The sequence below is a fragment of the Microbulbifer litoralis genome (assembly GCF_023634065.1).
Taxonomy (GTDB): Bacteria; Pseudomonadota; Gammaproteobacteria; order Pseudomonadales; family Cellvibrionaceae; genus Microbulbifer; species Microbulbifer litoralis.
Genome location: NZ_JALKCV010000001.1, coordinates 436,367 through 458,181, shown reverse-complemented (window position 1 = coordinate 458,181; position 21,815 = coordinate 436,367). Strand labels below are relative to the sequence as shown.

15 protein-coding genes are annotated in these 21,815 nt (G+C 64.7%); 13 read left to right on the top strand and 2 right to left on the bottom strand.

The window, feature by feature from the left end; genetic code table 11:
• Positions 1-45 precede the first annotated feature (45 nt).
• The 4 genes from MWN76_RS01820 (at position 46) to MWN76_RS01805 (ending at position 6,203) form a co-directional block, all read left to right on the top strand.
• On the top strand, positions 46-2,688 hold the full coding sequence (locus MWN76_RS01820) for a TonB-dependent receptor (RefSeq protein ID WP_250458855.1): 2,643 nt from the start codon (positions 46-48) through the stop codon (positions 2,686-2,688).
• Between the two features lie 189 nt (positions 2,689-2,877).
• Positions 2,878-4,278 carry an SH3 domain-containing protein gene (locus MWN76_RS01815; protein WP_250458853.1) on the top strand — a complete coding sequence of 467 codons (1,401 nt, stop codon included), beginning with the start codon at positions 2,878-2,880 and terminating at the stop codon, positions 4,276-4,278.
• A gap of 11 nt (positions 4,279-4,289) precedes the next feature.
• Entirely contained in the window at positions 4,290-5,381 is a 1,092-nt protein-coding gene (locus MWN76_RS01810; protein ID WP_250458852.1) for a dipeptide epimerase, read from the top strand.
• Positions 5,382-5,414: 33 nt separating this feature from the next.
• Positions 5,415-6,203, top strand: coding sequence for a MurR/RpiR family transcriptional regulator (locus MWN76_RS01805; protein WP_250458851.1), 789 nt, complete (start codon positions 5,415-5,417; stop codon positions 6,201-6,203).
• 6 nt (positions 6,204-6,209) lie between these two features.
• Here MWN76_RS01805 and MWN76_RS01800 read toward each other — a convergent pair whose 3' ends face one another.
• Positions 6,210-7,643: a transglutaminase-like domain-containing protein gene (locus MWN76_RS01800; protein ID WP_250458850.1), complete on the bottom strand. Its 1,434-nt coding sequence runs from the start codon at positions 7,641-7,643 to the stop codon at positions 6,210-6,212.
• 170 nt (positions 7,644-7,813) lie between these two features.
• Between MWN76_RS01800 and MWN76_RS01795 the strand changes: the two genes are divergently transcribed.
• From MWN76_RS01795 to glcF, 9 genes are all read left to right on the top strand, one after another.
• The gene (locus MWN76_RS01795) at positions 7,814-9,373 is read left to right on the top strand and encodes a serine hydrolase (protein WP_250458848.1); all 1,560 of its coding nucleotides are present in this window, start codon (positions 7,814-7,816) and stop codon (positions 9,371-9,373) included.
• Positions 9,370-10,413 (top strand): S66 peptidase family protein, encoded by a 1,044-nt coding sequence (locus MWN76_RS01790; RefSeq protein ID WP_250458846.1) that lies wholly within the window; start codon positions 9,370-9,372, stop codon positions 10,411-10,413. Before MWN76_RS01795 ends, MWN76_RS01790 begins: the two co-directional genes overlap by 4 nt.
• Positions 10,414-10,873: 460 nt before the next feature.
• Complete coding sequence (locus MWN76_RS01785; RefSeq protein ID WP_250458844.1) at positions 10,874-12,268, top strand: Na+/H+ antiporter NhaC family protein; 1,395 nt, start codon at positions 10,874-10,876, stop codon at positions 12,266-12,268.
• Between the two features lie 11 nt (positions 12,269-12,279).
• A complete protein-coding gene (locus MWN76_RS01780) occupies positions 12,280-14,223 on the top strand; it encodes an aminotransferase class I/II-fold pyridoxal phosphate-dependent enzyme (protein ID WP_250458843.1) in 1,944 nt (647 codons plus the stop codon).
• A 438-nt stretch (positions 14,224-14,661) separates the two neighbouring features.
• Positions 14,662-15,840, top strand: coding sequence for an exo-beta-N-acetylmuramidase NamZ family protein (locus MWN76_RS01775; protein WP_250458842.1), 1,179 nt, complete (start codon positions 14,662-14,664; stop codon positions 15,838-15,840).
• Between the two features lie 6 nt (positions 15,841-15,846).
• Positions 15,847-17,037: an acyltransferase family protein gene (locus tag MWN76_RS01770; protein WP_250458841.1), complete on the top strand. Its 1,191-nt coding sequence runs from the start codon at positions 15,847-15,849 to the stop codon at positions 17,035-17,037.
• Position 17,038: 1 nt separating this feature from the next.
• On the top strand, positions 17,039-18,469 hold the full coding sequence (locus tag MWN76_RS01765) for an FAD-linked oxidase C-terminal domain-containing protein (RefSeq protein WP_250458840.1): 1,431 nt from the start codon (positions 17,039-17,041) through the stop codon (positions 18,467-18,469).
• Positions 18,462-19,526 (top strand): glycolate oxidase subunit GlcE, encoded by a 1,065-nt coding sequence (glcE, locus tag MWN76_RS01760; RefSeq protein WP_250458839.1) that lies wholly within the window; start codon positions 18,462-18,464, stop codon positions 19,524-19,526. Before MWN76_RS01765 ends, glcE begins: the two co-directional genes overlap by 8 nt.
• Before the next feature lie 3 nt (positions 19,527-19,529).
• Positions 19,530-20,792: a glycolate oxidase subunit GlcF gene (gene glcF / locus MWN76_RS01755; RefSeq protein WP_250458838.1), complete on the top strand. Its 1,263-nt coding sequence runs from the start codon at positions 19,530-19,532 to the stop codon at positions 20,790-20,792.
• 7 nt (positions 20,793-20,799) lie between these two features.
• On the opposite strand, the gene murQ is transcribed toward glcF, so the two are convergent.
• The gene (murQ, locus tag MWN76_RS01750; RefSeq protein ID WP_250458836.1) at positions 20,800-21,744 is read right to left on the bottom strand and encodes an N-acetylmuramic acid 6-phosphate etherase; all 945 of its coding nucleotides are present in this window, start codon (positions 21,742-21,744) and stop codon (positions 20,800-20,802) included.
• Between the last annotated feature and the right edge of the window lie 71 nt (positions 21,745-21,815).

Sequence of the window (21,815 nt, the reverse complement as noted above, 5' to 3'; positions counted from 1 at the left end):
ACCGAAAGTGGATAACTCAATAAAAAAACGACGCGAGGGAATAAGATGCACAAGCTCGATCGGGCCATTCGGTCCGCCAACCAATCACTCGTCCGCCTGGGGTCCCTGGCAGCCCTGGCCATCGCTTCGACGGGCGCCCTGGCACAGGGCGGCGACAACCTGGAGGAGGTCACCGTCGTCGGCATCCGGGCCAGCCTGGAACAGAATATCGACATGAAGCGCAACGCCGACTCGGTGGTGGATGCGATCACCGCCGAGGATATCGGCAAGTTCCCGGACAAAAATGTGGCTGAGGCGCTGCAGCGTGTGCCCGGCGTCTCCATTTCCCGCGATTTCGGCGAGGGTGAGGATGTATCCATTCGCGGCACCGATTCTTCCCTGAATATGACCCTGCTGAATGGCCAGACAGTGGCGACCTCCCAGTGGAAGGTGCTGAGCGCGCTGTCCCGCGGTTTCAACTACGCAATGTTGCCGTCCGACCTGATCGCCAGCGCCGAGGTTTACAAAACCCCGCAGGCGGATATCGACGAGGGGTCGGTGGGCGGCACCATCATCCTGAGCACACGCAAACCGCTGGACATGGATTCCGGTACCGCGTCCGTGAGCCTGGAGAGCCAGTACAGCGAACTGCCGGAGCAGTGGGATCCGTCCGGCTCTGCCATGGCCTCCTGGAAAAACGAGGCCGGCACCTTCGGCGTGCTGGGGGCTGTGGTATTCCAGGATCGCACGGTCGAGCGCCACGGCGCGGAAGTGCTGGGCAACTACAGTGTCTACAACACCGCGGACACCGGCGAAGACGTCTATGTACCCTGGGGGCTGGGGTCCGCGCTGTTCAAGCAGGATCGCGAGCGCCGCGGTGTCGACCTGAACCTGCAGTACCGGCCCGGCGAGCGGTTCGACGCGACCCTGCACTACATGGCCTCGGAGCTGGGTGCCTCCAACAGCAACCAGAATTTCCTGCCGCTGCCGGGCAACGGTGTCCGCGACGGCGCCACCAATAGCCGGGTGGACGAAAACGGCGTGCTGATCGGGGCCGATATCGACGGCTCACAAGTGGGCTCGCACGTAGCCTACGATGTGATCTACCGCGATGGCTCGAGCATGGACACCGACGTGCTCGACCTGGACATGAACTACGATCTCGGCTTCGCCCGCGTTCACGCGCAGCTCGGCCGCACCACTTCCGAGGGCAGGGCCAACGACTGGTTCTACGAGTATTTCAACCAGGCGAACGACGATCGCGTGAACTGGAGTTACAGCAACGAGGGCGGTCCCAGCGGCAGCTTTGCCGACAGCGGCTGGATCACCAACCCCGGCGACGAGCTGGTCCTGAACGGTTACTTCGAATCCCGCATTCTCATGAGCGACGCCGAGGATTACGCCCAGGTCGACACGGAGTTCGATGTGGACTTCGGCCCGGTGGAGCAGATCAAGGTGGGCTACAAGCGCCGCGACCGGGACACCGGCCAGGACCGCGTCAGGACCTACGCCTCCAATCTCGATGCGGCGGGCGGCTACTTCGGTACCGCCGCGGACTTCTGGAGCGGTGCCGTGGTGAGTGGCCTGCACGGCGAGACCGGCTTCGCCCCCGGCGCCTACTTCGATCCGGACCGCGACAAGCTGAACGCCTATTTCGATGCGCTGCCGGACTGCCGGGCCGGCAGTGCGGAACTGTGCTCCAACCGCGACCAGACCTGGTATCCCTCGATCTTCGATATCAACGAGAAAGTGGACGCCGTCTACGTGAAAGCGGACTTTGCCGACGATGCGACCGGTGTTCGCGGCAATGTCGGTGTGCGCTACGTGACCACCGACACCACTTCCGGCGCCTGGAGCTTCTCCGATGAGCAGGGGGATTACCTCTACGACGAGGTCACCTCGGATTACTCCGACGTCCTGCCGAGCCTGAACCTGGCCTGGGACCTGAACGACGATGTGGTGCTGCGCTTTGCCGCCGCCAAGGTGATCGCGCGGCCGAGCCCCAGCCAACTGACGTCATCCGTTTCCCTGACGCCGGAGACCAGCTCTGGCTCGGGCGGCAACCCGGCGCTCAATCCCTACCGCGCGACCCAGTACGACCTGGGGGCCGAATGGTATTTCGCCGACAGTGCCATGGCGGCCGCGACCCTGTTTACCAAGAAGATCGACGACTACATCTTTACCGAGATTCGCGCGGAACAGGTTGTCAGCCCGGACGGCGTGGTCGATATCCAGTCGATGTCGCGGCCGCAGAACGGCCCGGGCGTGGACCTCAGCGGCCTCGAGGCGCAGTTGCAGTACAGCTTCGACAACGGTTTCGGCTTCGTCGGCAACTACACCTACACCGATGTGGGCGACGCGAAGACCGAGGATGGCCCGGTCACGCTGCCGGGTAACAGCGAGCATATGGCCAACCTGAGCGGTTTCTTCGAGAACGAAAAATTCAGCGCGCGCCTGGCCTATAACTATCGCTCCGAGTTCTTCCGCGCAAAAACGGCGGTCGGCAGCCTGTTCCGGGACGAGCAGGCATCGCTGGACGCCCAGTTCAGTTACTACCTGACCGACCAGCTGACGCTGCGTGCCGAGGCCCTCAACCTGGCCAATGAAACGGTCAACGAAATCTTCAAGGTGGACGGCGGTCCCACCCTGCAGGGCAGCGAGTGGGAAAACGGCCGCCGCTTCTTCCTCGGTGCAAACTACAAGTTTTAACGACCCCAACCCGTGAGGGGCCGACGCACCGCCCCGGTGTGGCCCCTCCGGTCTCTGTCTTGCCGGCGCCCTGCGCCGGCTTTTTTCACGCTTTATTCTTTGTTGTTGGGGTGGTCAGAATAATGTATTCTTTCAAATGGGATGATGATTGCGCTGACCGGGGGTTTGGCTGATCGCCATTGAGATGTAATGAAGACAATAACACTGCTTGGGGGCCTGCTTTTCGCCTCGTGGCTGTCCGCCTGTGCCGAATCGGCGGAACCGCCCCGCGAAGCGCCATCCGACGAATTTTTTACCGATGTGCCGGGTATTCGGGAGGAAATGCTCTCCGCTGACTACTGGGTACAGCGCCTCGAAGACGACAGTCTTCGCATGTCCGCCGGAGAGATCTCCGCTTTCAATGCCGGCAACCTCGCGCGCGGTGAGTACCTGCGCGACCTCAGCGCCCTGGGCGATACCCTGGACAGGGTCCGGGTGCTGGCGTTGCTCGACGGCGTCAGTCGGCCCGCCTCCTCCCCCCGCTACCACAGCGACGGATCCCCCGTCTCGGCGGCGGACTACGAACGGCTGCAGGCCAGCGTGCAGCGCGACAGGATCCCCGATACCGTCGATGTCCGCTGGGGGCTGGTCGTGCAGCGCGCGAGCATGCGCAGTTATCCCACCCGGCAGCGGATTTACAAGAGCCCCGCGGGTGGCGACCTGGACCGCCTGCAGGAAACCGGTGTCTTTCCCGGCCAACGGGTTGCGTTGCTGCACGAGAGTGCGGACGGCAACTGGTGGTTTGCGCTCAATTACCACTACGCCGCCTGGCTGCCCAAGTCCGCCGTGGCCACCGGCGACCGGGGCGAGATCGAGCGCTGGGCACATCGCGGGCCGCGGCTGCTGGTGACCGGTGCCCAGGTGCGTACCAACTACAACCCGGAGGATGCCCGCACGTCGGAGCGGCTGCTGGATATGGGGGTGTCACTGCCGCTGTTGAGCGCGCGTCAGGTGGGCCACAATGTGCACGGCCAGAATCCCTACGCCAGCCACATCGTCGAACTGCCGGTGCGCCGGGACGACGGCGGGCTGGGTTTCGAGCCGGCACTGATCGCCCGCAGCCGCGATGTGCATGTGGGGCATCTGCCCTACCGCCCGTCGGAACTCCTGCGACAGTCGTTCAAGTTTCTCGGTGAGCGCTACGGCTGGGGCCACGACTACAATGCCCGCGACTGCACCGGCTTTGTCGGTGAGGTGTTCAAGTCGTTCGGCGTGCTGATGCCGCGCAACTCCGGCCAGCAGGGGCACGGAAAGTTCGCTCCGACCCGTTTCTTCGACGAGGGCGACAGCGCGGCGCGGGAAAGGGCGCTGGCGTCGCTGAAAGTCGGCGACCTGCTCTATATCCCCGGCCATGTCATGATGTATATCGGCCGGGTGGGCGGCGAGCCCTATGTGATCCACGATGTGACCGGCCTGAATTATTTCGACGCAGGCAGGAAGTTCTACAGCGGTACCCTGTCCGGGGTTTCGGTAACGCCGCTGAAACCGCTGATGCTCAGTCGCGAGAAAAGCATCGTCGGCAGTATTTACGCAATAAAAAGCATTATTTGATCGGTACAGTTATGAAAATAGTCGACGTGAAGCTGGGCATGCTCAAAGTGCCTCTGATCACTCCCTTCAAGACCGCGCTTCGCACCGTGGAGTGTGTCGAGGATGTGATCGTGATGCTCGAAACCGATACCGGCCACATAGGCTACGGCAATGCCCCGGCGACGGCTGTGATTACCGGCGATACACACGGTTCGGTCATCGAGGCGATCCGCACCGTTTTTGCCCCGCGGCTGCTGGACCGCAACGTTGCCGACCTGAACCGGCTGACGCGGGAAATCGGCGCGGCGATGATTCACAACACCAGTGCCAAGGCGGCGATCGAGATCGCCCTGTATGATCTTTTTGCGCAGAGCTATAATGCGCCGCTTTACCGCATTCTCGGTGGTGGCGACAACAGCCTGACCACGGACATCACCATCAGCGTCGACTATATCGACAAAATGGTGGCCGACGCCGAAAACGCGGTGGAGCGCGGTTTCGAGATCCTCAAGCTCAAGGTGGGCAAGGATATCGGCCTGGATATCGAGCGGATCAAGGCGGTCTACTCGGCGGTAAAAGGCCGCGCGCTGCTGCGGCTGGATGCCAACCAGGGCTGGAGGCCCAAGGAGGCGGTGCTGGCTATTCGCGGCCTCGAGGATGCGGGTGTGATGCTGGAACTGATCGAGCAACCGGTGAAGGCCTCCGATCTCGAGGGGATGCGCTATATCTCCGAGCGGGTGAAAACCCCGATCATGGCCGACGAAAGTATCTTCGGGCCGCTGGAGGTCATGGAGGTGATCAAGCGTCGCGCAGCCGATATCATGAATATCAAGCTGATGAAAACCGGCGGCATCTCCAGTGCGCTGAAAATCGCCGATATCGCCGGCCTCTACGATGTCGAGTGCATGGTCGGCTGTATGCTGGAAACGAGTATCGGTGTGTCCGCCGCCGCCCACGTGGCCGCGGCCAAGTCCCCGGTAGTGTCAAAACTGGACCTGGATGTGCCCTCCCTGTGCCAGTATGATCCGGTGGTCGGTGGCGCTACCTACAGGGATGCGGATATCATCCTGAACGAAACCCCGGGATTGGGAATAGAAAAAATAGATGGACTGCAATTGCTGTAACAGCACCTGGACGGGCCGGCGGAGCGGTAAGTCATGACGTGTTTACTGAAAATGCGTGCAATGCGCGACCAGATGTCGGTCAACGAACGGAAGCTCGCCGACTTCATCATGGAGAACACCAAGCTGCTGCGCGATTACTCCTCGCAGCAGCTCGCCGATGCGGTGGGTGTGAGCCAGTCCAGTGTGGTCAAGTTTTCCCAGAAGCTCGGTTACAAGGGCTACCCCAGCCTGAAGCTCGCCGTCTATGAGAGTTACGCCGGCGTGCTCAACCATGCCGCCCCTGACGAGGTCTATACCCACCTGTCACAGGCGAACACCCCGATCAGCCAGTTGGGGCAGAAAAAGCTGGAAGTGCTGGAAAATACCGTCAGCATCAATGAACCGGAACAGCTACAGGCGGCGGTGGCCGCCATCCAGTCCGCGCGCTGTATCCAGGTGTCCGCCTGCAGCGGATCGGTGGCGGTGGCGCAATACCTGACTTACCAACTGCTGGAGCTGGGCGCCTGGGCCGTTTTTGACCAGGGTGGCCCGCTGCAGAAAAGCATGGCCGAATCCCTCGACGGGGAAGACCTGCTGTGCATCATCTGCGATATGGGCGGCGAGGAATCCCTGGTGGATATCGCCAACAGCGCCCGCGAGCGGGGCGTGAAGGTGCTCAGTCTCACCCGCTACAATTACAATGCGGCCAGCATTCACGCGGATATCAGTCTCTATGTCATGCCCGCAGAGGAGGAGCAGGCCGTGCAGCGGCTACTGTTCCGCTCGGCGCAGTTGCACGTGATCGAAAGCCTGATCGGCGGCCTGCTGATCGCGGATCAGTAGCCCGCCTCACTCCGCTTCCACCAGTTGCCAGTCGAGGCGGTAGCGCCACTGGTCGAAATACAGGTTGCCGCCGCGCCACTCCACCTCGCCCCGCTGGGAGTCCACGGTTTCCGAGCGGAAATGCTGCTTGGCCGGCACGAACGGCCGGCCGTAATCGGTGTTGAATATCAGCCGGTAGGCATCGAGGCCGCCGAGGTAGAACCAGTTCTCCCGCTCGGAATCGCCGGCCAGCAGGCCGTGGGTCACATCCATCGGCAGCCAGCCGTAGGGCGCGAGATGGAATTCCCCCCAGTCGTGCATGGTGTCGAAGCTCTGCGGTGAAAATTCCCAGCCGGACTGCCAGCGGGCCGGTATGCCGTTCAGGCGCATCAGGGTAATCAGCAGCAGCGTCTGCTGGCCGCAGTCTGCGTGGCCCGCTTCGGCGGCGTACTGGCTGATATTGCGGATGGTGGAATATTCGCGCGCGCCGGCCCAGGGGATGCTGTCCACATACGCAAACAGTTTCTGCGCAATGCGGTAGGGATTGCGCTCGTCGCCGACGATACGCTGCGACAGGGCGCGCAGTTCCGGCGTAAAGCGTATATGCGGCGGGCGCTCGGCCAGGAAGTCCGCCAGTGCCGCACTCGCGGGCGGTGTTTCGACTCGCTGCGGGTCGACCGGTGTAAAGCGGGCGATACTGTCGAAGCGGTAGCTGATACTGAATTCGGTAGGGCCTTCTGCGCTGGCCCGCCGCTCGAAATGGATGGTGCGCTGCGGTGTGCCCGCGGGGGCCAGTTCGTAGTCTGCGGGCGAGTGTTCCAGCAGCTCGATATTTTCCTGCCGCCCGGGCAGTTCCTGCGGGAAGGGCAGCCAGGCGCGAATGGTTTCACCGGCGGGTACTGCGCCCGCGTCGACCGACAGCGTGTAGTCGACCCGGATACGTTTCCTGACCGGTGCCGCAGAGCCGATGACTTCGCGGTGATGCGGGTGTATCCCATAGAGCGGCGCGCCGTCGGCAAATCCCCGGAAATTGCCGCTGCGCCGGGCGGCCTCCGCGGAAACCTGCAGCAGGTTGGACGCGGCCTTGTGGAAGTAGCGGCGCTCGCCGTCGATCACCTTGTTCTCCAGTAATCCCTCGCTGTTCCAGCGGCGAATGTCCTCCTCGCTGGCGTCGGGAATATAGTGGCGAATGGCGGCCGCCAGATCCTTTTCGCGCAGCGTGAACTCCTTCTCGATACGCCGCATCCTCTCCGCTTCGAACAGCAACTGGTGCCGGGTTTTCTCCGGCTGCGATTGGTCCAGCAGCTGCTGGATCCTGGTGCGGGCCTGGCGGTAGTGGCCCTTGTCCACCAGCACCTGCACGCGGTGCAGGTCGCCGCGGCTGTCGGCAATGGCCGATACGAGGGCAAACAGGGTGGAGAAGAGCAGGGCGAGTTTTCGCGGCAGTCGGCGGTCGGACACGGCGGGCTCCGGAAGTTTTTATCGACGTTTTAGAATAATTTATATTTACACGATATTCCTGTATTGATAAATTATTCTGAATGGTCACTTCCGTCAAGTGGTGCTGTAGCGGCGCCCGCTTGCGGCAACAGCATAAACGGCCCGGCAGAGGCTTTACAGGGGGCAACAGAATGCGAACGCAAATTCTCGCCATATCTGCGGTGCTGTTGCTGGCCGCCTGCTCCGGGCCGGCGGAACCCGCCGGGGAAGACGCCGCGTCCCTGGTCGCCCGGGTGCTGCAGGAGGAGCGGGTGCCCGGCGCCGCCGTGGGCATCTGGCAGCGCGGGGAGCCGGTGCTGTTGCGTGGTTTCGGGGTCACCAATGTGGACAATCCCCGCCCGGTCGACCCGCAGACGCTGTTCAAGCTGGCCTCCACCACCAAGGCCTTTACCACCGCCGCGCTGGCGCTGCTGGTGGAAGAGGGCAGGCTGCAGTGGGACAGCCGGGTGGTCGACTACCTGCCGGAATTCCAGCTGGGCGACCCCTGGATCACGCGCGAGTTTCGCGTCGAGGACCTGCTCACCCACCGCTCCGGCCTCGGTGCCGGGGCCGGCGACCTGATGCTGTGGCCGCAGCCGAATCAGTTCACCCGCGCGGACGTGCTGGCCGGGCTCAAGTACCTGCCGGTGACGAAGAAATTCCGCGCAGACTACGCCTACGACAATCTCCTCTACATTGTTGCCGGCGAACTGATCGCCGCGGTTTCCGGGCAATCCTACGAAGACTTTGTGCAGGAACACCTGCTGGCCAGGCTCGGCCTGCGGCACTGCTACGCCGGACCGGTGCCGGAAACGGCCCGCGACAACCTCGCCGACCCCCACCGGCTCGAAAACAACCGGCTGGTGGTGGATACGCCCAACCTCGCCGGCGACCAGCCGATCGTACTGGCGGCGGCCGGCGGCATGCACTGCAGCGCCGGCGATATGCTGCGCTGGCTGCGCACCCTGCTGGCCGGCGGCGTGACGCCCGATGGCGAGCGCATCTTCTCCGAGGAGAGCCGCGATCGCCTGTGGAAACCGGTCACGCTGATGCCGATGTCCGACGAGCGCGCACGGCGCGATGCCGGCCACTTCTACGCCTATGCACTGGGCTGGCGCGTGCAGGACATGCACGGCCTGCGGGTTATCCATCACACCGGTTCCCTGTCCGGCATGTACGCCTGGGCGGCGGTGGTGCCGGAGAAGGACCTGGCGCTGGTGGTGCTGATGAACCGCAGTGCCGGTGTCGCCCGGCAGTCGCTGATCTACGGCCTGCTGAAACCCTACCTGGGGGCGGAACCGCGCGACTGGCTGGCGTACTTCCAGGAGCTGTACGGCGGCGCAGCCGAACCGCTGGAGCCGGAACACTACCCGCCGCCGCAGATCGACTCCGCGGTGGCCGCGCGCGACCTGCCGGGCCGCTACCGCGATCCTTGGTTCGGCCCGATCCGGATCGAGGGCGACAGCGGCGAACTGCGCTGGCGCTCGCTGAAGTCGCCGCGGCTGGCGGGCGGACTGGAAATGGCGGCACCGGGTGTCTGGAGCCTGCGCTGGGACGACCGCAGCCTGCAGGCGGACGCCTGGCTGATGGCCGAGCGGGACGAAACCGGTACCCTGATACTGACCATGCAGCCGCAATCCCGCGGCGTCGATTTCAGTTACGATTTTCCCGACCTGCGCTTCGAGCGGGTCGGCGGCGAGGAGCAACAATGAACAGACGCGACCTGATCAAGGGCCTGGTGGCCGCGCCGCTGCTCGGTGGCCTGGCGGCCTCCGGCGCTGCCGCCGCTCCCTCCACCGGCGAGCTGCGGTTGCCACGGCGCCTCGAGCGGGGCATGACCGTGGGGCTGGTGACGCCGGCCAGCAACGTGTGGGAAAACGAGGATATCCGCTTCGCCATCGACGTGGTGAAGTCCCTCGGTTTCCAGGTCAAGGAAGGGGAGCATCTCTACCGGCGCAGCCAGTACCTGGCCGGGCCGGACGCCGCGCGGGCGCAGGATATCAACGCCATGTTTGCCGACCGCAGTGTCGATGCGGTCTTCTGCCTGCGCGGCGGCTACGGCACACCGCGGATACTGCCGATGCTCGATTACGACAGCATCCGCGAGAATCCCAAGGTGCTGCTGGGCTACAGCGATATCACCGCGCTGCTGAATGCGATTTCACAGCGCAGCGGCATGATCACTTTCCACGGCCCCATCGCCGCGCAGAATTTTACCGACTACACGCTGGAGGAATTCCGGAAGGTGCTGGTGCGCGGACAGTCGCCGGCCGGGATCGGCGCGCCGCCGCCGTTCGAGACGCGCCCCGGAAAGGTGGAGCGCGAAAACCGCATTACCCGTTTCCGCGGCGGTCGCGCACGCGGCCGCCTGATCGGCGGCAACCTGACACTGGTATGCAGCCTGTTGGGTACACCGTTTGAACCGGATTTCCGCGATAAGCTGTTGTTCCTGGAAGATGTCGGCGAGGCGCCGTATCGCATCGACCGGATGCTGACGCAGCTGTGGCTGGCGGGCAAACTGGAGCAGGTGGCGGGCATCGCTTTCGGCAAGTTTACCGAGGCGGATGTCGACGGCAACAGTTTCAGTATCGAGCATGTGCTGCGCGAGCGCTGCGCCGGTCTGGAAGTGCCGGTGGTGCGCGGCCTGATGATCGGTCATGTCGAGGACCAGACGGTGGTGCCCGTGGGGGCCATGGCGGAGCTGGATGGCGATGCCGGCAGTTTGAGATTGCTCGAGCCGGTGGTTCGTTGAAGATGGGCTTGCGGGTTAATTTCGGGTTAATTAAGGGAGCATGGTATCAATAAACGTGCGACTCTAACGGAAAAGAAAATATGAGTGAGATGCGAAGGCCCTGCTACCGGGGGAAGTTTGCGGGACACGCTGTAAATACTTCCCTGTACGCTCGTAATCGACATCCCTGTCTCATACGGTCCCGCAAACTTCCCCCGGTATCAGGGCCGCCACCTGTCTTTCTTATTCGCAACAAGCTGCCCGTTGTCGCTGCTCAATGATAACTCAGGTTTCGCGGTTCAGTTCAGGGAGCCGGGACGGGGTACGCCCTTCTGGGACACGGCTAGGCGCCCCCGCCGTGAATACATCCCTGTAGGCTTGTCCGCGAGGTCCCTCTCGCAGACAGTCCCAGAAGGGCGTACCCGTCCCGGCTTATGCCGTCTCCAACTCCGAAACTTGAGTAATAACCAATAAAAGCCGTATGAATGATTTAACCTGGATTACCCTGTTACCCCCCTTTCTTGCCATCGGCCTGGCACTGCTCACACGGCAGGTATACCTGGCGCTGTTTGCCGGTATCTGGCTGGGTTTTTTCCTGCTCAATGGCTCGGGTTTTTTCCCCTCGCTGGCCGAGGCGCTGGACGGCGTGCTGGCGGTGCTGGCAAATGCCGGCGACGCGCGGGTGGTGGTGTTCACGCTGGTGATCGGCGCGTTTATCGTGACCCTGGAGCGCTGCGGTGCGGTGAGTGGTTTTGTCCAGTTCCTGGAGCGCAGCCGCTGGGTGACCAACGGCAGGCGCGCGCAGTGGATGGCCTGGCTGGTGGGCATTGTCATCTTTATCGAATCCAATATCACCGTACTGGTGGCCGGCACGGTTTCGCGACCGCTGTTTGATCGCTTCCGGATTTCCCGTGAAAAACTCGCCTACATCATCGACTCCACCTCCGCCCCCATCTGCATGCTGATTCCGCTCAACGCCTGGGGCGCGTTCAACCTGGGCCTGCTCGACGGACTGGGCGTGAGCAATCCACTGTCCGTGCTGCTGGCCAGCATCCCGCTGAATCTCTACGCAATCTGCGCCGTCGCCCTGACCGCGTTTACCATCCAGAAAAACTACAACCCCGGCCCCATGGCGGCGGCGGAAGCGCGCACTGCGGCCGGCGACCCGGACGGTATCGAGTTTGCCGCGCACACAGAGGAACACCGCAGGGCCAGGCCGCGGCTGGTCAATATGCTGTTGCCGGTGCTGGTGCTGATACTGGCGATGCCGGCGGGTCTGTGGATCACCGGCGACGGCGAGCTGTTTGCCGGTTCCGGTTCCACTTCCGTGCTCTGGGCCTCGCTGTCGGCGCTGGCCGCGGTATCCATTCTGGTATTGATGCAGCGCATCATGACCCTGGACGAACTCAGCCACACCTGGATGGAAGGGGCGGGGCGCATGTTGCCGTTGGCCGTGATCCTGGTGCTGGCGCTGGCACTCGGCGGCGTGTCCAAGGCGCTGGGAACCGGTGAGTACGTCGCCGGCATGGTGGGCGACAGCATTCCGCTGGCGCTGCTGCCTCTGGTGATTTTCCTGGTCTCAGGTGTGATCGCCTTTTCCGTCGGCTCCAGCTGGGGCACCTTCTCGATCATGCTGCCGATCGCCATCCCGGTGGCATCGGCGCTGGGTGCCGAGCCGGCGCTGTTTGTGGCCGCGGTACTGTCCGGCGGTATCTTCGGCGACCACGCCTCGCCGATTTCCGATACCACCATCGTCTCCTCGCTCGCCTCCGGCACCGAGCATATCGAGCATGTGCGAACCCAGCTGCCCTACGCCCTGCGCGCCGGCGCCATCAGCGCGATCGGGTTTGTCGCGCTGGGCCTGTTCCTGTTTTAGGGGAGATATCGATGCGGTATTGCAGCCTGGTACTGGTCACCGAAGATGCGCCGTTCGGCGAACGCTGGGTCGCCGAGCTGGCCCAGGCCGCCGACAGCGATGGCGACGCGCCCGTGCGGCTGGAATTTTTCCAGACCGGCATCGCCGGCCTGGACGGTTTCCTGCGGCGGGGGGCCACCCAACTGGTGGCCCTGGACGAAGGCAGCCTGGGGGAAGAGGCGCTGGCGGAATGCCACCGTGCGATAAAAAGCCAGCGCGCCGAAATCGACTGCGCCCTGCTGACCACCGGTGCGATCCCGGCGCAGCCCCACGCCTTTGAATGTATCGTCTCCCGCGCCGAACCCAACTACGGTGTCGTCTATCGCACACTGCGCCGCATCCTGCTGCAGCGCACGGCCACGCCGTTTGCCGATGCGCTGAAAGAATACGTCTACGCCGCGCGCGACTCCTGGCACACGCCGGGCCACTCCAGCGGTGACAGCCTCAGCGCCAGCCCCTGGCTGTCGGATTTCTACCGCTTTATGGGCGAGCATATTTTCAATACCGACCTGTCCGTCAGCGTGAAAATGCTCGACTCGCTGCTGGAGCCCGTCAGTGTGATCCGGCAGGCACAGCAGATGGCCGCCGACACTTTCGGTGCCCGCCACAGCTATTTCATTACCAACGGCACCTCCACCTCCAACAAAATCGTACTGCAGCATCTGCTGCGCAATGGCGACCGCGTGATCGTGGACCGCAACTGCCACAAATCCGTCCACCACGCCGCGGTCATGACCGGCGCGCTGCCGGTTTACCTGGAATCCTCGGTCAACCGGCACTACGGCATCTACGGGCCGGTGGCCAGGGCGGATATCTTCGCCGCCATCGACGCCAACCCGTCCGCGCGTATGCTGGTGCTCACCTCCTGCACCTACGACGGCCTGCGCTACGACCTCAAGCCGATTATCGAGCGCGCCCACAGCCGCGGCATCGCGGTACTGATCGACGAGGCCTGGTACGCCCACGGCCGCTTCCACCCGCAACTGCGGCCCACTGCCCTGGAGTGCGGTGCCGACTTCGTGACCCAGTCGACCCACAAGATGCTGTCGGCCTTCTCCCAGGCCAGCATGATCCACGTGGGTGCCGCGGCGGAAGACTTCGACGCGGCCGGCTTCCGCGAAGATATCAACATGCACACCTCCACCAGTCCGCAGTACGGCATGATTGCCAGCCTGGACATGGCCCGCAAGCAGATGAGTATCGAGGGCTTCGAGGTACTGGAGAGAACCCTGGGGTACGCCGAAGCCATCCGCAATTTCGTACACGACGCCACCCCGTTCCGCTGCCTGACGGTCGAAGACCTCTGCAGTGCCGAGCTGGCCGGCGACGGTATCCGGCTGGACCCGACCAAGGTGACCATCGACGTCGGCTGCGCCGGTCTGTCGGCTCCCCGCGCCCAGCAGCAGCTGTTTGGCGAATTCGGCATTCAGGTGGAAAAAAACACCCACAATACCCTGTCGTTCCTGGTCACCATCGGCACCACCGAAAGCAAGGTACTACGCCTGAAGCAGGCGCTGGGAAAACTGGCCGGGACAGCCCCCGGTGGCGAAAACCGCGCGCCGGGAACACAGCCGCTGCCCGCACTCAGTAAAATTGCGGTGCTGCCGCGCACGGCCTATTTCGCCCGCGGCGAAAAACTGGCGCTGAACCGCGGGAGTATCGACACACTGTCGGGCCGCGTGGCCTGCGATGAAGTGGTGCCCTATCCACCGGGTATCCCGCTGCTGGTGCCGGGGCAGGCAATTACCGCGGAAATACTCGAGGCCATCCTGTCCTATGTCTTTGATCGGGCGGACCTGGAAATGCACGGGGTGCGGCGCGTGCAGGGAGAGATTGCGCTGCGGGTGATGTCGCCGGGGGAGGAATCCGATGGTGTTGCTGAAATGCAGCGAATGGCTGGCAAGGGCATAACGTAGGATTCAAGTCATTGACGTCCCGGGCAGACCGGCGCGGGGGTGCCATTGACTGGCTTGTCGAACTCCGAAACTTGAGTTGAGAAATAAGGGGTCGGAAAAGAAAACGATCGCCTGGAGTGAAGGTCCAGCTACCGGGGGAAGTTTGCGGGACCGTATGAGACATGGATGTCGATCCCGAGTGTACATGGATGTATTCACAGCGTGTCCCGCAAACTTCCCCCGGTAGCTGGGCCGCCCGAGGGTCCCCTTATCAGCACCAGGTGGTGGGCCGCTCGCAAAGTTAAGTAACAGTTCGCTTCGCCAAATCGTCCAGCTCTGCGTTGAGAAAGCTTGAAATAACGCTGCTATTCCAGCGCTTTCTCGCCTTGATCTGAACGATTTGGCTGTGCTCCTTTGTTACCGAACTTTACAAGCGACCCACTAGCTCGAGGAAAAAAGATGTATCAATCCGGAATTTTCCGCTATCTATTGGCATTGCCCATTGCGCTGCTGCCCGCTGGTCCGTCACTGGCCGGCAGTGAATTGCTGACCGGCGCCGAACAGCCCGGTCGCTACCTGCCGCTGCTGGAAAACCACAGCGTGGGCCTGGTGGTCAACCAGACCTCGCGCGTCGGCGACCAGCACCTGATCGACTTCCTGCGCCAGCGGGACCTGGATATCGAGCGGATCTTCGCGCTGGAGCACGGTATCCGCGGCGATGTCGAGAACGGCGGCGAGGTGGCCGACGGTGTGGACGGCCCCAGCGGCCTGCCGGTTGTTTCCCTGTACGGCGGCAACCACAAGCCGTCCCGCGAGGATGTGCGCGGCCTCGACTGGCTGCTGTTCGATATCCAGGACGTCGGCGTGCGTTTTTACACCTACATCAGCTCACTGCACTACCTGATGCAGGCCTGTGCCGATTACGGGATACCGCTGATGGTACTCGACCGCCCCAACCCCAACGGCGACTACGTCGACGGCCCCGTGCTGCAGCCGCAATACCGCAGCTTTATCGGCATGCACCCGATCCCGTTGGTGCACGGCCTGACCGTGGGCGAACTGGCGCGGATGATCAACGGCGAGGGCTGGCTCGATGGCGGTGCCCAGTGCGACCTGAGCGTGATTCCGGTGGCCGGCTACCGCAAGCGGATGCGCTATTCGCTGCCGGTAAAACCCTCGCCCAACCTGCCCAACGACCGCGCCATCCGCCTCTACCCGTCGCTGGGGCTGTTCGAGGGCACCAGCGTCAGTATTGGCCGCGGCACGCCCTACCCATTCCAGGTGATCGGCCACCCCGGCGACAACCGTGGGGACTTCTCCTTCAAACCCATTCCCATCCCCGGCGCCAGCGAAAACCCCAAGCACCGCGGCGAATTGCTCCGCGGCGACGACCTGCGTCGCGGCGACAGCGGCGACCGCTTTACGCTCGCCTACCTGCTCGACTGGCGCCGGCGTAGCGGCGAATCCGACCAGGCGTTTTTCTCCCGCGCGGATTTCTTCGACAAGCTGGCGGGCACCGATGCGTTGCGACTCGCCGTGTTGCGCGGCGACAGCGAGGCCGAGATCCGCCGCAGCTGGCAGCCGGCGCTGCAGCACTACCTGCAACAGCGCCGCCCCTACCTGCTCTACCCGGAGTAACGGACGGTGCTTTCCCGCCACAGCAACGAAATTCTCGCCGCCATGCCCGAGGGGCGGCTGGTGGCCGTCGACCTGCTGCGCGGGCTCGCCATCGCCGCCATGGTGGTGGTCAACAACCCCGGCAGTTGGTCCCATGTCTACGCGCCGCTGGCGCACGCCGAGTGGCACGGCTGGACACCCACCGACGTGATTTTCCCGCTGTTCCTGTTTGTTGTCGGCCTGTCGCTGGTGCTGGCCAATGGCGACCGGCGCGAGTTCCCGGCTGTGGGGCGCCGGCAGTGGTCGCGGGCACTGAAACTGTTTGCGCTGGGCCTGTTGCTGGCGGTCTTTTTCTACAATTTCCGCGACGCCGACTACAACTGGCTGCGGGATCGCCTCGAGCGCATCCGCTGGCTGGGTGTGTTGCAGCGCATCGCGCTGGTGTACATCATATGCTGTTACCTGCTGCGCTGGTGTTCGCCGCGCGGGCTGCTGGTGGCCACATTGACGCTGGCGATCGCGCCGTGGCTGCTGATGCTGTGGGTGCCCTACAGCGATGGTGCCGGCGAGATATTTCGCGGCCAGCTGTCGTTCGGCAACCATTTTTCCGCCTGGCTGGACCAGGCGATCCTCGGTAGTACACATGTCTACTACCGGACCGCACAGCCGTTCGCCTTCGACCCGGAAGGACTGCTGACCACACTGCCGGCGGCGGCCACCTGCCTGCTCGGTGTGCTGGCGGGGCTGGGGTGGCGCGCCTCGTCACAGTCGCCGGCGGCGAAAACGCGCCTCGCCGCATACTGGTTACTGGGCGGGCTAGTATTGCTGGCGTTGGGCCAGTTGCTGCACCCCTGGGTACCGGTCAACAAGGCGCTCTGGTCGCCGAGTTTTGTCGCCGTGACCGGCGGCGTATCGCTGATACTGCTGGCCGGCTGTTTTTACCTGGCCGATATCCGCGGGCAGCGCCGGGCGCTGGCGCCGCTGTTGGTGTTCGGGATCAACGCCATCGCCCTGTTCATGCTCGCGGGGATTGTCGGCCGGCTACTGATCGCGATTCCGGTGGGCGACCTGTCGCTGAAACAGTGGCTGTTCAATGGCGTCTATCGGCCGCTGTTCGGTGGCTACGGTGGTTCGCTGGCATTCGCATTGAGCTGCCTGGCGATTTTTTACGGTGCCCTGTGGCAGCTCTACCGGCGCCGGATTATCTGGAAGGTGTGATATGCACTCCAAGCGAGACCCCATTGTCGAGGCCCTGTGCCGCATCCTGCCCGGTGACCGCGTCATCAGCGGATGTGAACGTGTGGCGCCGTTCGAGTGCGATGCGCTGCCGGTATACCGAGAGCGCCCCCGCGCCGTGGCACTGGTGCGCAGCGAAGCCGAGGTGGTGGCGGTGGCCAGGCTCTGCCGCGAGTGGCAGGTACCGCTGGTCTCCCGCGGTGCCGGCACCGGCCTGTCTGCCGGCGCCAGGCCCGATGCCGGCGGCATACTGCTGGTGACCAGCCCCATGGACCGTATCCTGTCGATCGATCCCGATGCGATGACCGCGCGCGTGCAGCCCGGTGTCGTCAACCTGCAGATATCCCGCGCCGCCGCGGCCCAAAACCTGTTCTACGCCCCGGATCCGTCGTCGCAGATCGCCTGCTCCATCGGCGGCAATGTGGCGGAAAACGCCGGCGGCGTGCACTGTCTCAAATACGGGGTGACGGTGCAGAATGTCACCGGGCTGCGCCTGGTCACCATCGACGGCGAAGTACTGACCGCGGGGGGCGATTGCCCGGCGCAACCGGGTTACGATCTGCTGGCACTGGTGCACGGCTCCGAGGGCGGCCTGGGCATCGTCACCGAGGTGACGGTGCGGCTGACGCCACAACCGAGCCGCACGCGCATGCTGATGGCCGACTTCCCGACAGTGCGCGCGGCGGCGGACGCGGTCTCCGCGATCGTGCGTGCCGGCGTGATTCCGGCGGCGCTGGAAATGATGGACGCGCTGGCGATCGAGGCGACGGAAAAATTCTGCCACCCGGGCTACGCGCTCGATGCCGCGGCCATACTGCTGATCGACCTGGACGGCCAGCCGCAGGAGGTGGCCGCGGACATGGCGGTGGTCGAGCCGGTGCTGGCGCGGTCCGGCGCGACGAGGGTCCAGCGCGCCGCCGACGCCGCCCAGCGGGAACTCTGGTGGAAGGGCAGGAAGAGTGCTTTCCCGGCCGTCGGCCGCCTGAGCCCCGACTACTACTGCATCGACGGCACCGTACCGCGCCACCGCATCGGCGATGTACTGGAAGCCATCGATCGCTTCGCCGCGCGCTACCAACTGCGTGTGGCCAATGTCTTTCACGCCGGCGATGGCAACCTGCACCCGATCATCATGTTCAACGGCCGCGAAGTCGACGCCGTGGACCGGGTCGAACACCTGGCTGCGGATATTCTCGAGTACTGTATCGAGGTGGGCGGCACCATCACCGGCGAGCACGGCGTGGGCCTGGAGAAAATCGACCAGATGGCAGTGCAGTTCAGCGATGCGGAAATTGCCCAGTTCCTCGCCGTCAAGGACGCGCTGGACCCCGACCGGCTGCTCAACCCGGGCAAACTGATTCCCACCCTGGCGCACTGCCAGGAATACCGAATGTTGAGAAAATCCGATGGCTGAACGGGATTGCAGCCTGCAGCTGCAGGAAGAGGTCGAGCGGGTATTGCGGGCGGCCGCGGCCGGCGGCGCGGCGGGGGGCCTGGCTATCGCCGGCGGCGCCAGCCGCACCGGTTTCAATCTGCCGCTGGGCGGACATAGGCTGGACGTGGGCGAACACCGCGGCGTGATCGATTACCAGCCGGACGAACTGATGCTGCGGGTGCGCAGCGGCACGCCGCTGGCGGAGCTACAGGCACTGCTCGCCGCCGAGGGGCAGAGGTTTGCGGCCGATATCCCGCAGCCGGGCGCCGCCAGCACCATCGGCGGCGCCGTGGCCAGCGGTTGGGACGGGCCCGCGCGCGCTTTCGGACAGTCGCTGCGGGATTCCCTGATCGGCTGCCGGATGCTGAACGGCCGCGGCGAGATCGTGAATTTCGGCGGGCAGGTGATGAAGAATGTGGCCGGCTACGACCTGTCGCGGCTGCAGGTGGGCGCCCTGGGCACGCTCGGCGTGCTGTTGGACGTCAGCCTGCGGTTGTTGCCGCGGCCCGAGTGCAGCCTGACCCGCAGTTTCCTGGTGCCCGCCGCCGACCTGCCGCAGTGGTGGCAGAAGACGCGTTCGCTGCGCCCGCTGATCAGCGGCGCCTGTCACCGGAATGGACGGCTGTACCTGCGCCTCAGCGGGCGGCGGGCCGCGGTCAGGCCACTGCTGGATTCTCTCGGCGGCGAGGACAGCGATTTCGACTGGAGTGCGCTGCGGGACCTGCGCCACGACTTTTTCTCCGCGGAACAGCTCGCCGCCGTCTACCTGCCGCGGGGCGCGCCGCCGGCGCAATACAGTGGCGACGTCATGGTGGACTGGGAGGGCGCCCGTACCTGGGTGGCCGGTGGCGATCACCCGGCGCTGCAGCGCCGGGCCGGCGAGGCGGGCGGTTTCGTGCGCGTGCTGCGCGGGCGGCCCACGCAGGTTGCGGATAGTGGCCGCGGCTGGCAGCGGCGCATCAGGCGGGCATTCGACCCGCAGGGGATCTTCAATCCCCATCTCGCCGAAACCTGTTTTACCGGTGGGGAGGTGTAGGCCATGCAGGTAAAGCTGGTCGAGGGCCTGGTTTCCGAAAACGATTCCCGGCGTGCGGAAGAGATACTGAATGCCTGTGTGCACTGTGGCTTCTGCACTGCTACCTGTCCCACCTATCTGCTGGAGGGCAACGAACTGGACAGCCCGCGGGGCCGCATCTACCTGATCAAGGAAATGCTGGAAACCGGCGAGGCCGGCGCCGCCACGCGCACGCACCTGGATCGCTGTGTGACCTGCCAGAGTTGCGAGACCACCTGTCCGTCGGGGGTCGAGTACCACCACCTGGTATCCATCGGCCGGGAGACGGTCGAGCGCCTGGCGCCGCGCAGTTTCCCGCAGCGGGGCCTGCGCGCCCTGGTGCGGCAGTTGCTGCTGTCGCCGCGCCTGCTGCGGGTGTTGCTGGGGATGGGGCGGCTGGCCGCGCCGCTGCTGCCGCGCAGGCTGCGCCGCGTCTATTTCCCGTCGCGGCGGGGCGGGCGGGCGCCGGTAGCGGCCGGCGGGGAAGAGGGCCCCGATTCCGGGGCGGTGCTGTTGATGGGCGGCTGTGTGCAGCCGCTGCTGCGGCCGGGCATCGATTCGGCCCTGCAGCGCGTCCTGGCGCACTGCTCGGTACCGGTTCTGCAGGCGCCGTCGGCGGGTTGTTGCGGCGCCGCCAGCTTTCACACCAGCGCCGAGGAACAGGCGCGCGACATGGCGCGGAAAAATATCGATCTCTGGTGTTCGCAACTGGAGCGGCGGCCGCTGCGGGCGATTGTCTCCACGGCTTCCGGCTGCGCCGTGCACCTGAAGGACTACCCGGCGCTGCTGGCCGACGACCCCGGCTACCGGGAAAAGGCGCAACGGATCGCCGCACTGCTGCGCGATCCGGTGGAGCTGGCGGAGGAAGTGCTGCGCGAAACGCCGCTCGACAGCGATCTGCTGGGCGGATTGGACAATACGGTGTTCCATTGCCCCTGCACACTGCAGCACGGCCAGCGCCTCGGCGGCAGGGTGGAGGCGCTGCTGTCGCGCCTGGGGTTGCAGCTGCCGCCGGTGGAGGACGCGCATCTCTGCTGCGGCTCCGCCGGCACCTATTCCCTGCTGCAACCGGGCCGGGCGCGCGCCCTGCGAAAGGATAAGCTGCGCAAGCTGCAGGCGACGGATCCGGAGACCATCCTGACGGCCAATATCGGCTGCCTGCTGCACCTGCAGGGCGGAACGGACAAGCCGGTGCGCCACTGGCTGGAGCTTGTCGCCGATGCGCTGGATGAAAGGACAGTGGGTTAGCGGGCCGCTAGCCCTGTTTTGCCCCGGCGCTGTCGCCCTGTACCTGCTGCAGCGCGCGGCGCAGGAAACCATCGGCGTCGTCCAGGGCTTTTTCCGCGCTGTCTCTTTCGAGCCCGCTGAGGATCATCATGATGGCGATCTTGGCGTTGTGGTCGCACTGGCCCAAGACGCGGTCGGCCTCGGCCAGGGAGGCGCCGGTGGCCTCCATGACGATGCGGCGGGTGCGCCCGCGCAGTTTGGCGTTGGTGGCCTTCACGTCCACCATCAGGTTGTAGAAGCTCTTGCCGAGCCGGATCATGCTGGCGGTGGTCAGCATGTTGAGCACCAGCTTCTGGGCGGTGCCGGCCTTCATGCGGGTGGAACCGGTCAGGATTTCCGGCCCCACCTCCGGCAGGATCCTGATATCGGCCTCATCGGCGATGGCCGCGGTGCGGTTGCAGGACAGGGCGACGGTGGTGCAGCCCAGCTTGCGCGCATGGCGCAGGCCGCCGATCACATAGGGCGTGCGGCCGCTGGCGGCAATACCGACCACGACGTCCTTCTCCGTCAGGCCGATACCCTCGAGATCCGACTGCCCCAGCGCCGGGTTGTCCTCGGCCCCCTCCTGGGCGCGGTACACCGCTTCCCCGCCGCCGGCAATCAGCGCGATCACCATGTCTTCCGGCACGCCGTAGGTGGGCGGGCACTCCACCGCGTCCAGAATGCCGAGGCGCCCGCTGGTGCCGGCGCCCATATACACCAGCCGGCCGCCGGCCTTGAAAGCGTCGACGATGTGATCGACGGCCTCGGCGATCTGCGGAATCACCCGCTCCACCGCCTGCGGCACCTCGCGGTCGGCGACATTGATTTTCTCGAGGATCGAGACGGTGGGCAGCAGGTCGATATCCTGGGTGTCCGGGTTGCGCGCCTCACTGGCGAGCAGACTTAATTCCTGTATGAGATCTTCGTACATTGCGTTTTCCATAGGGGCGGGCCTGCCGGCCGCGGCTGGTGCCCGCCTTGCGTTGCGCCGAATCGGCGGAA

Bases quoted from the DNA above. Each gene is read 5' to 3' on its own strand.
- MWN76_RS01820 (WP_250458855.1), top strand. From the start codon at position 46: ATGCACAAGCTCGATCGGGCCATTCGGTCCGCCAACCAATCACTCGTC.
- MWN76_RS01815 (WP_250458853.1), top strand. From the start codon at position 2,878: ATGAAGACAATAACACTGCTTGGGGGCCTGCTTTTCGCCTCGTGGCTG.
- MWN76_RS01810 (WP_250458852.1), top strand. From the start codon at position 4,290: ATGAAAATAGTCGACGTGAAGCTGGGCATGCTCAAAGTGCCTCTGATC.
- MWN76_RS01805 (WP_250458851.1), top strand. From the start codon at position 5,415: ATGACGTGTTTACTGAAAATGCGTGCAATGCGCGACCAGATGTCGGTC.
- MWN76_RS01795 (WP_250458848.1), top strand. From the start codon at position 7,814: ATGCGAACGCAAATTCTCGCCATATCTGCGGTGCTGTTGCTGGCCGCC.
- MWN76_RS01790 (WP_250458846.1), top strand. From the start codon at position 9,370: ATGAACAGACGCGACCTGATCAAGGGCCTGGTGGCCGCGCCGCTGCTC.
- MWN76_RS01785 (WP_250458844.1), top strand. From the start codon at position 10,874: ATGAATGATTTAACCTGGATTACCCTGTTACCCCCCTTTCTTGCCATC.
- MWN76_RS01780 (WP_250458843.1), top strand. From the start codon at position 12,280: ATGCGGTATTGCAGCCTGGTACTGGTCACCGAAGATGCGCCGTTCGGC.
- MWN76_RS01775 (WP_250458842.1), top strand. From the start codon at position 14,662: ATGTATCAATCCGGAATTTTCCGCTATCTATTGGCATTGCCCATTGCG.
- MWN76_RS01765 (WP_250458840.1), top strand. From the start codon at position 17,039: ATGCACTCCAAGCGAGACCCCATTGTCGAGGCCCTGTGCCGCATCCTG.
- glcE (WP_250458839.1), top strand. From the start codon at position 18,462: ATGGCTGAACGGGATTGCAGCCTGCAGCTGCAGGAAGAGGTCGAGCGG.
- glcF (WP_250458838.1), top strand. From the start codon at position 19,530: ATGCAGGTAAAGCTGGTCGAGGGCCTGGTTTCCGAAAACGATTCCCGG.
- murQ (WP_250458836.1), bottom strand. From the start codon at position 21,744: ATGTACGAAGATCTCATACAGGAATTAAGTCTGCTCGCCAGTGAGGCG.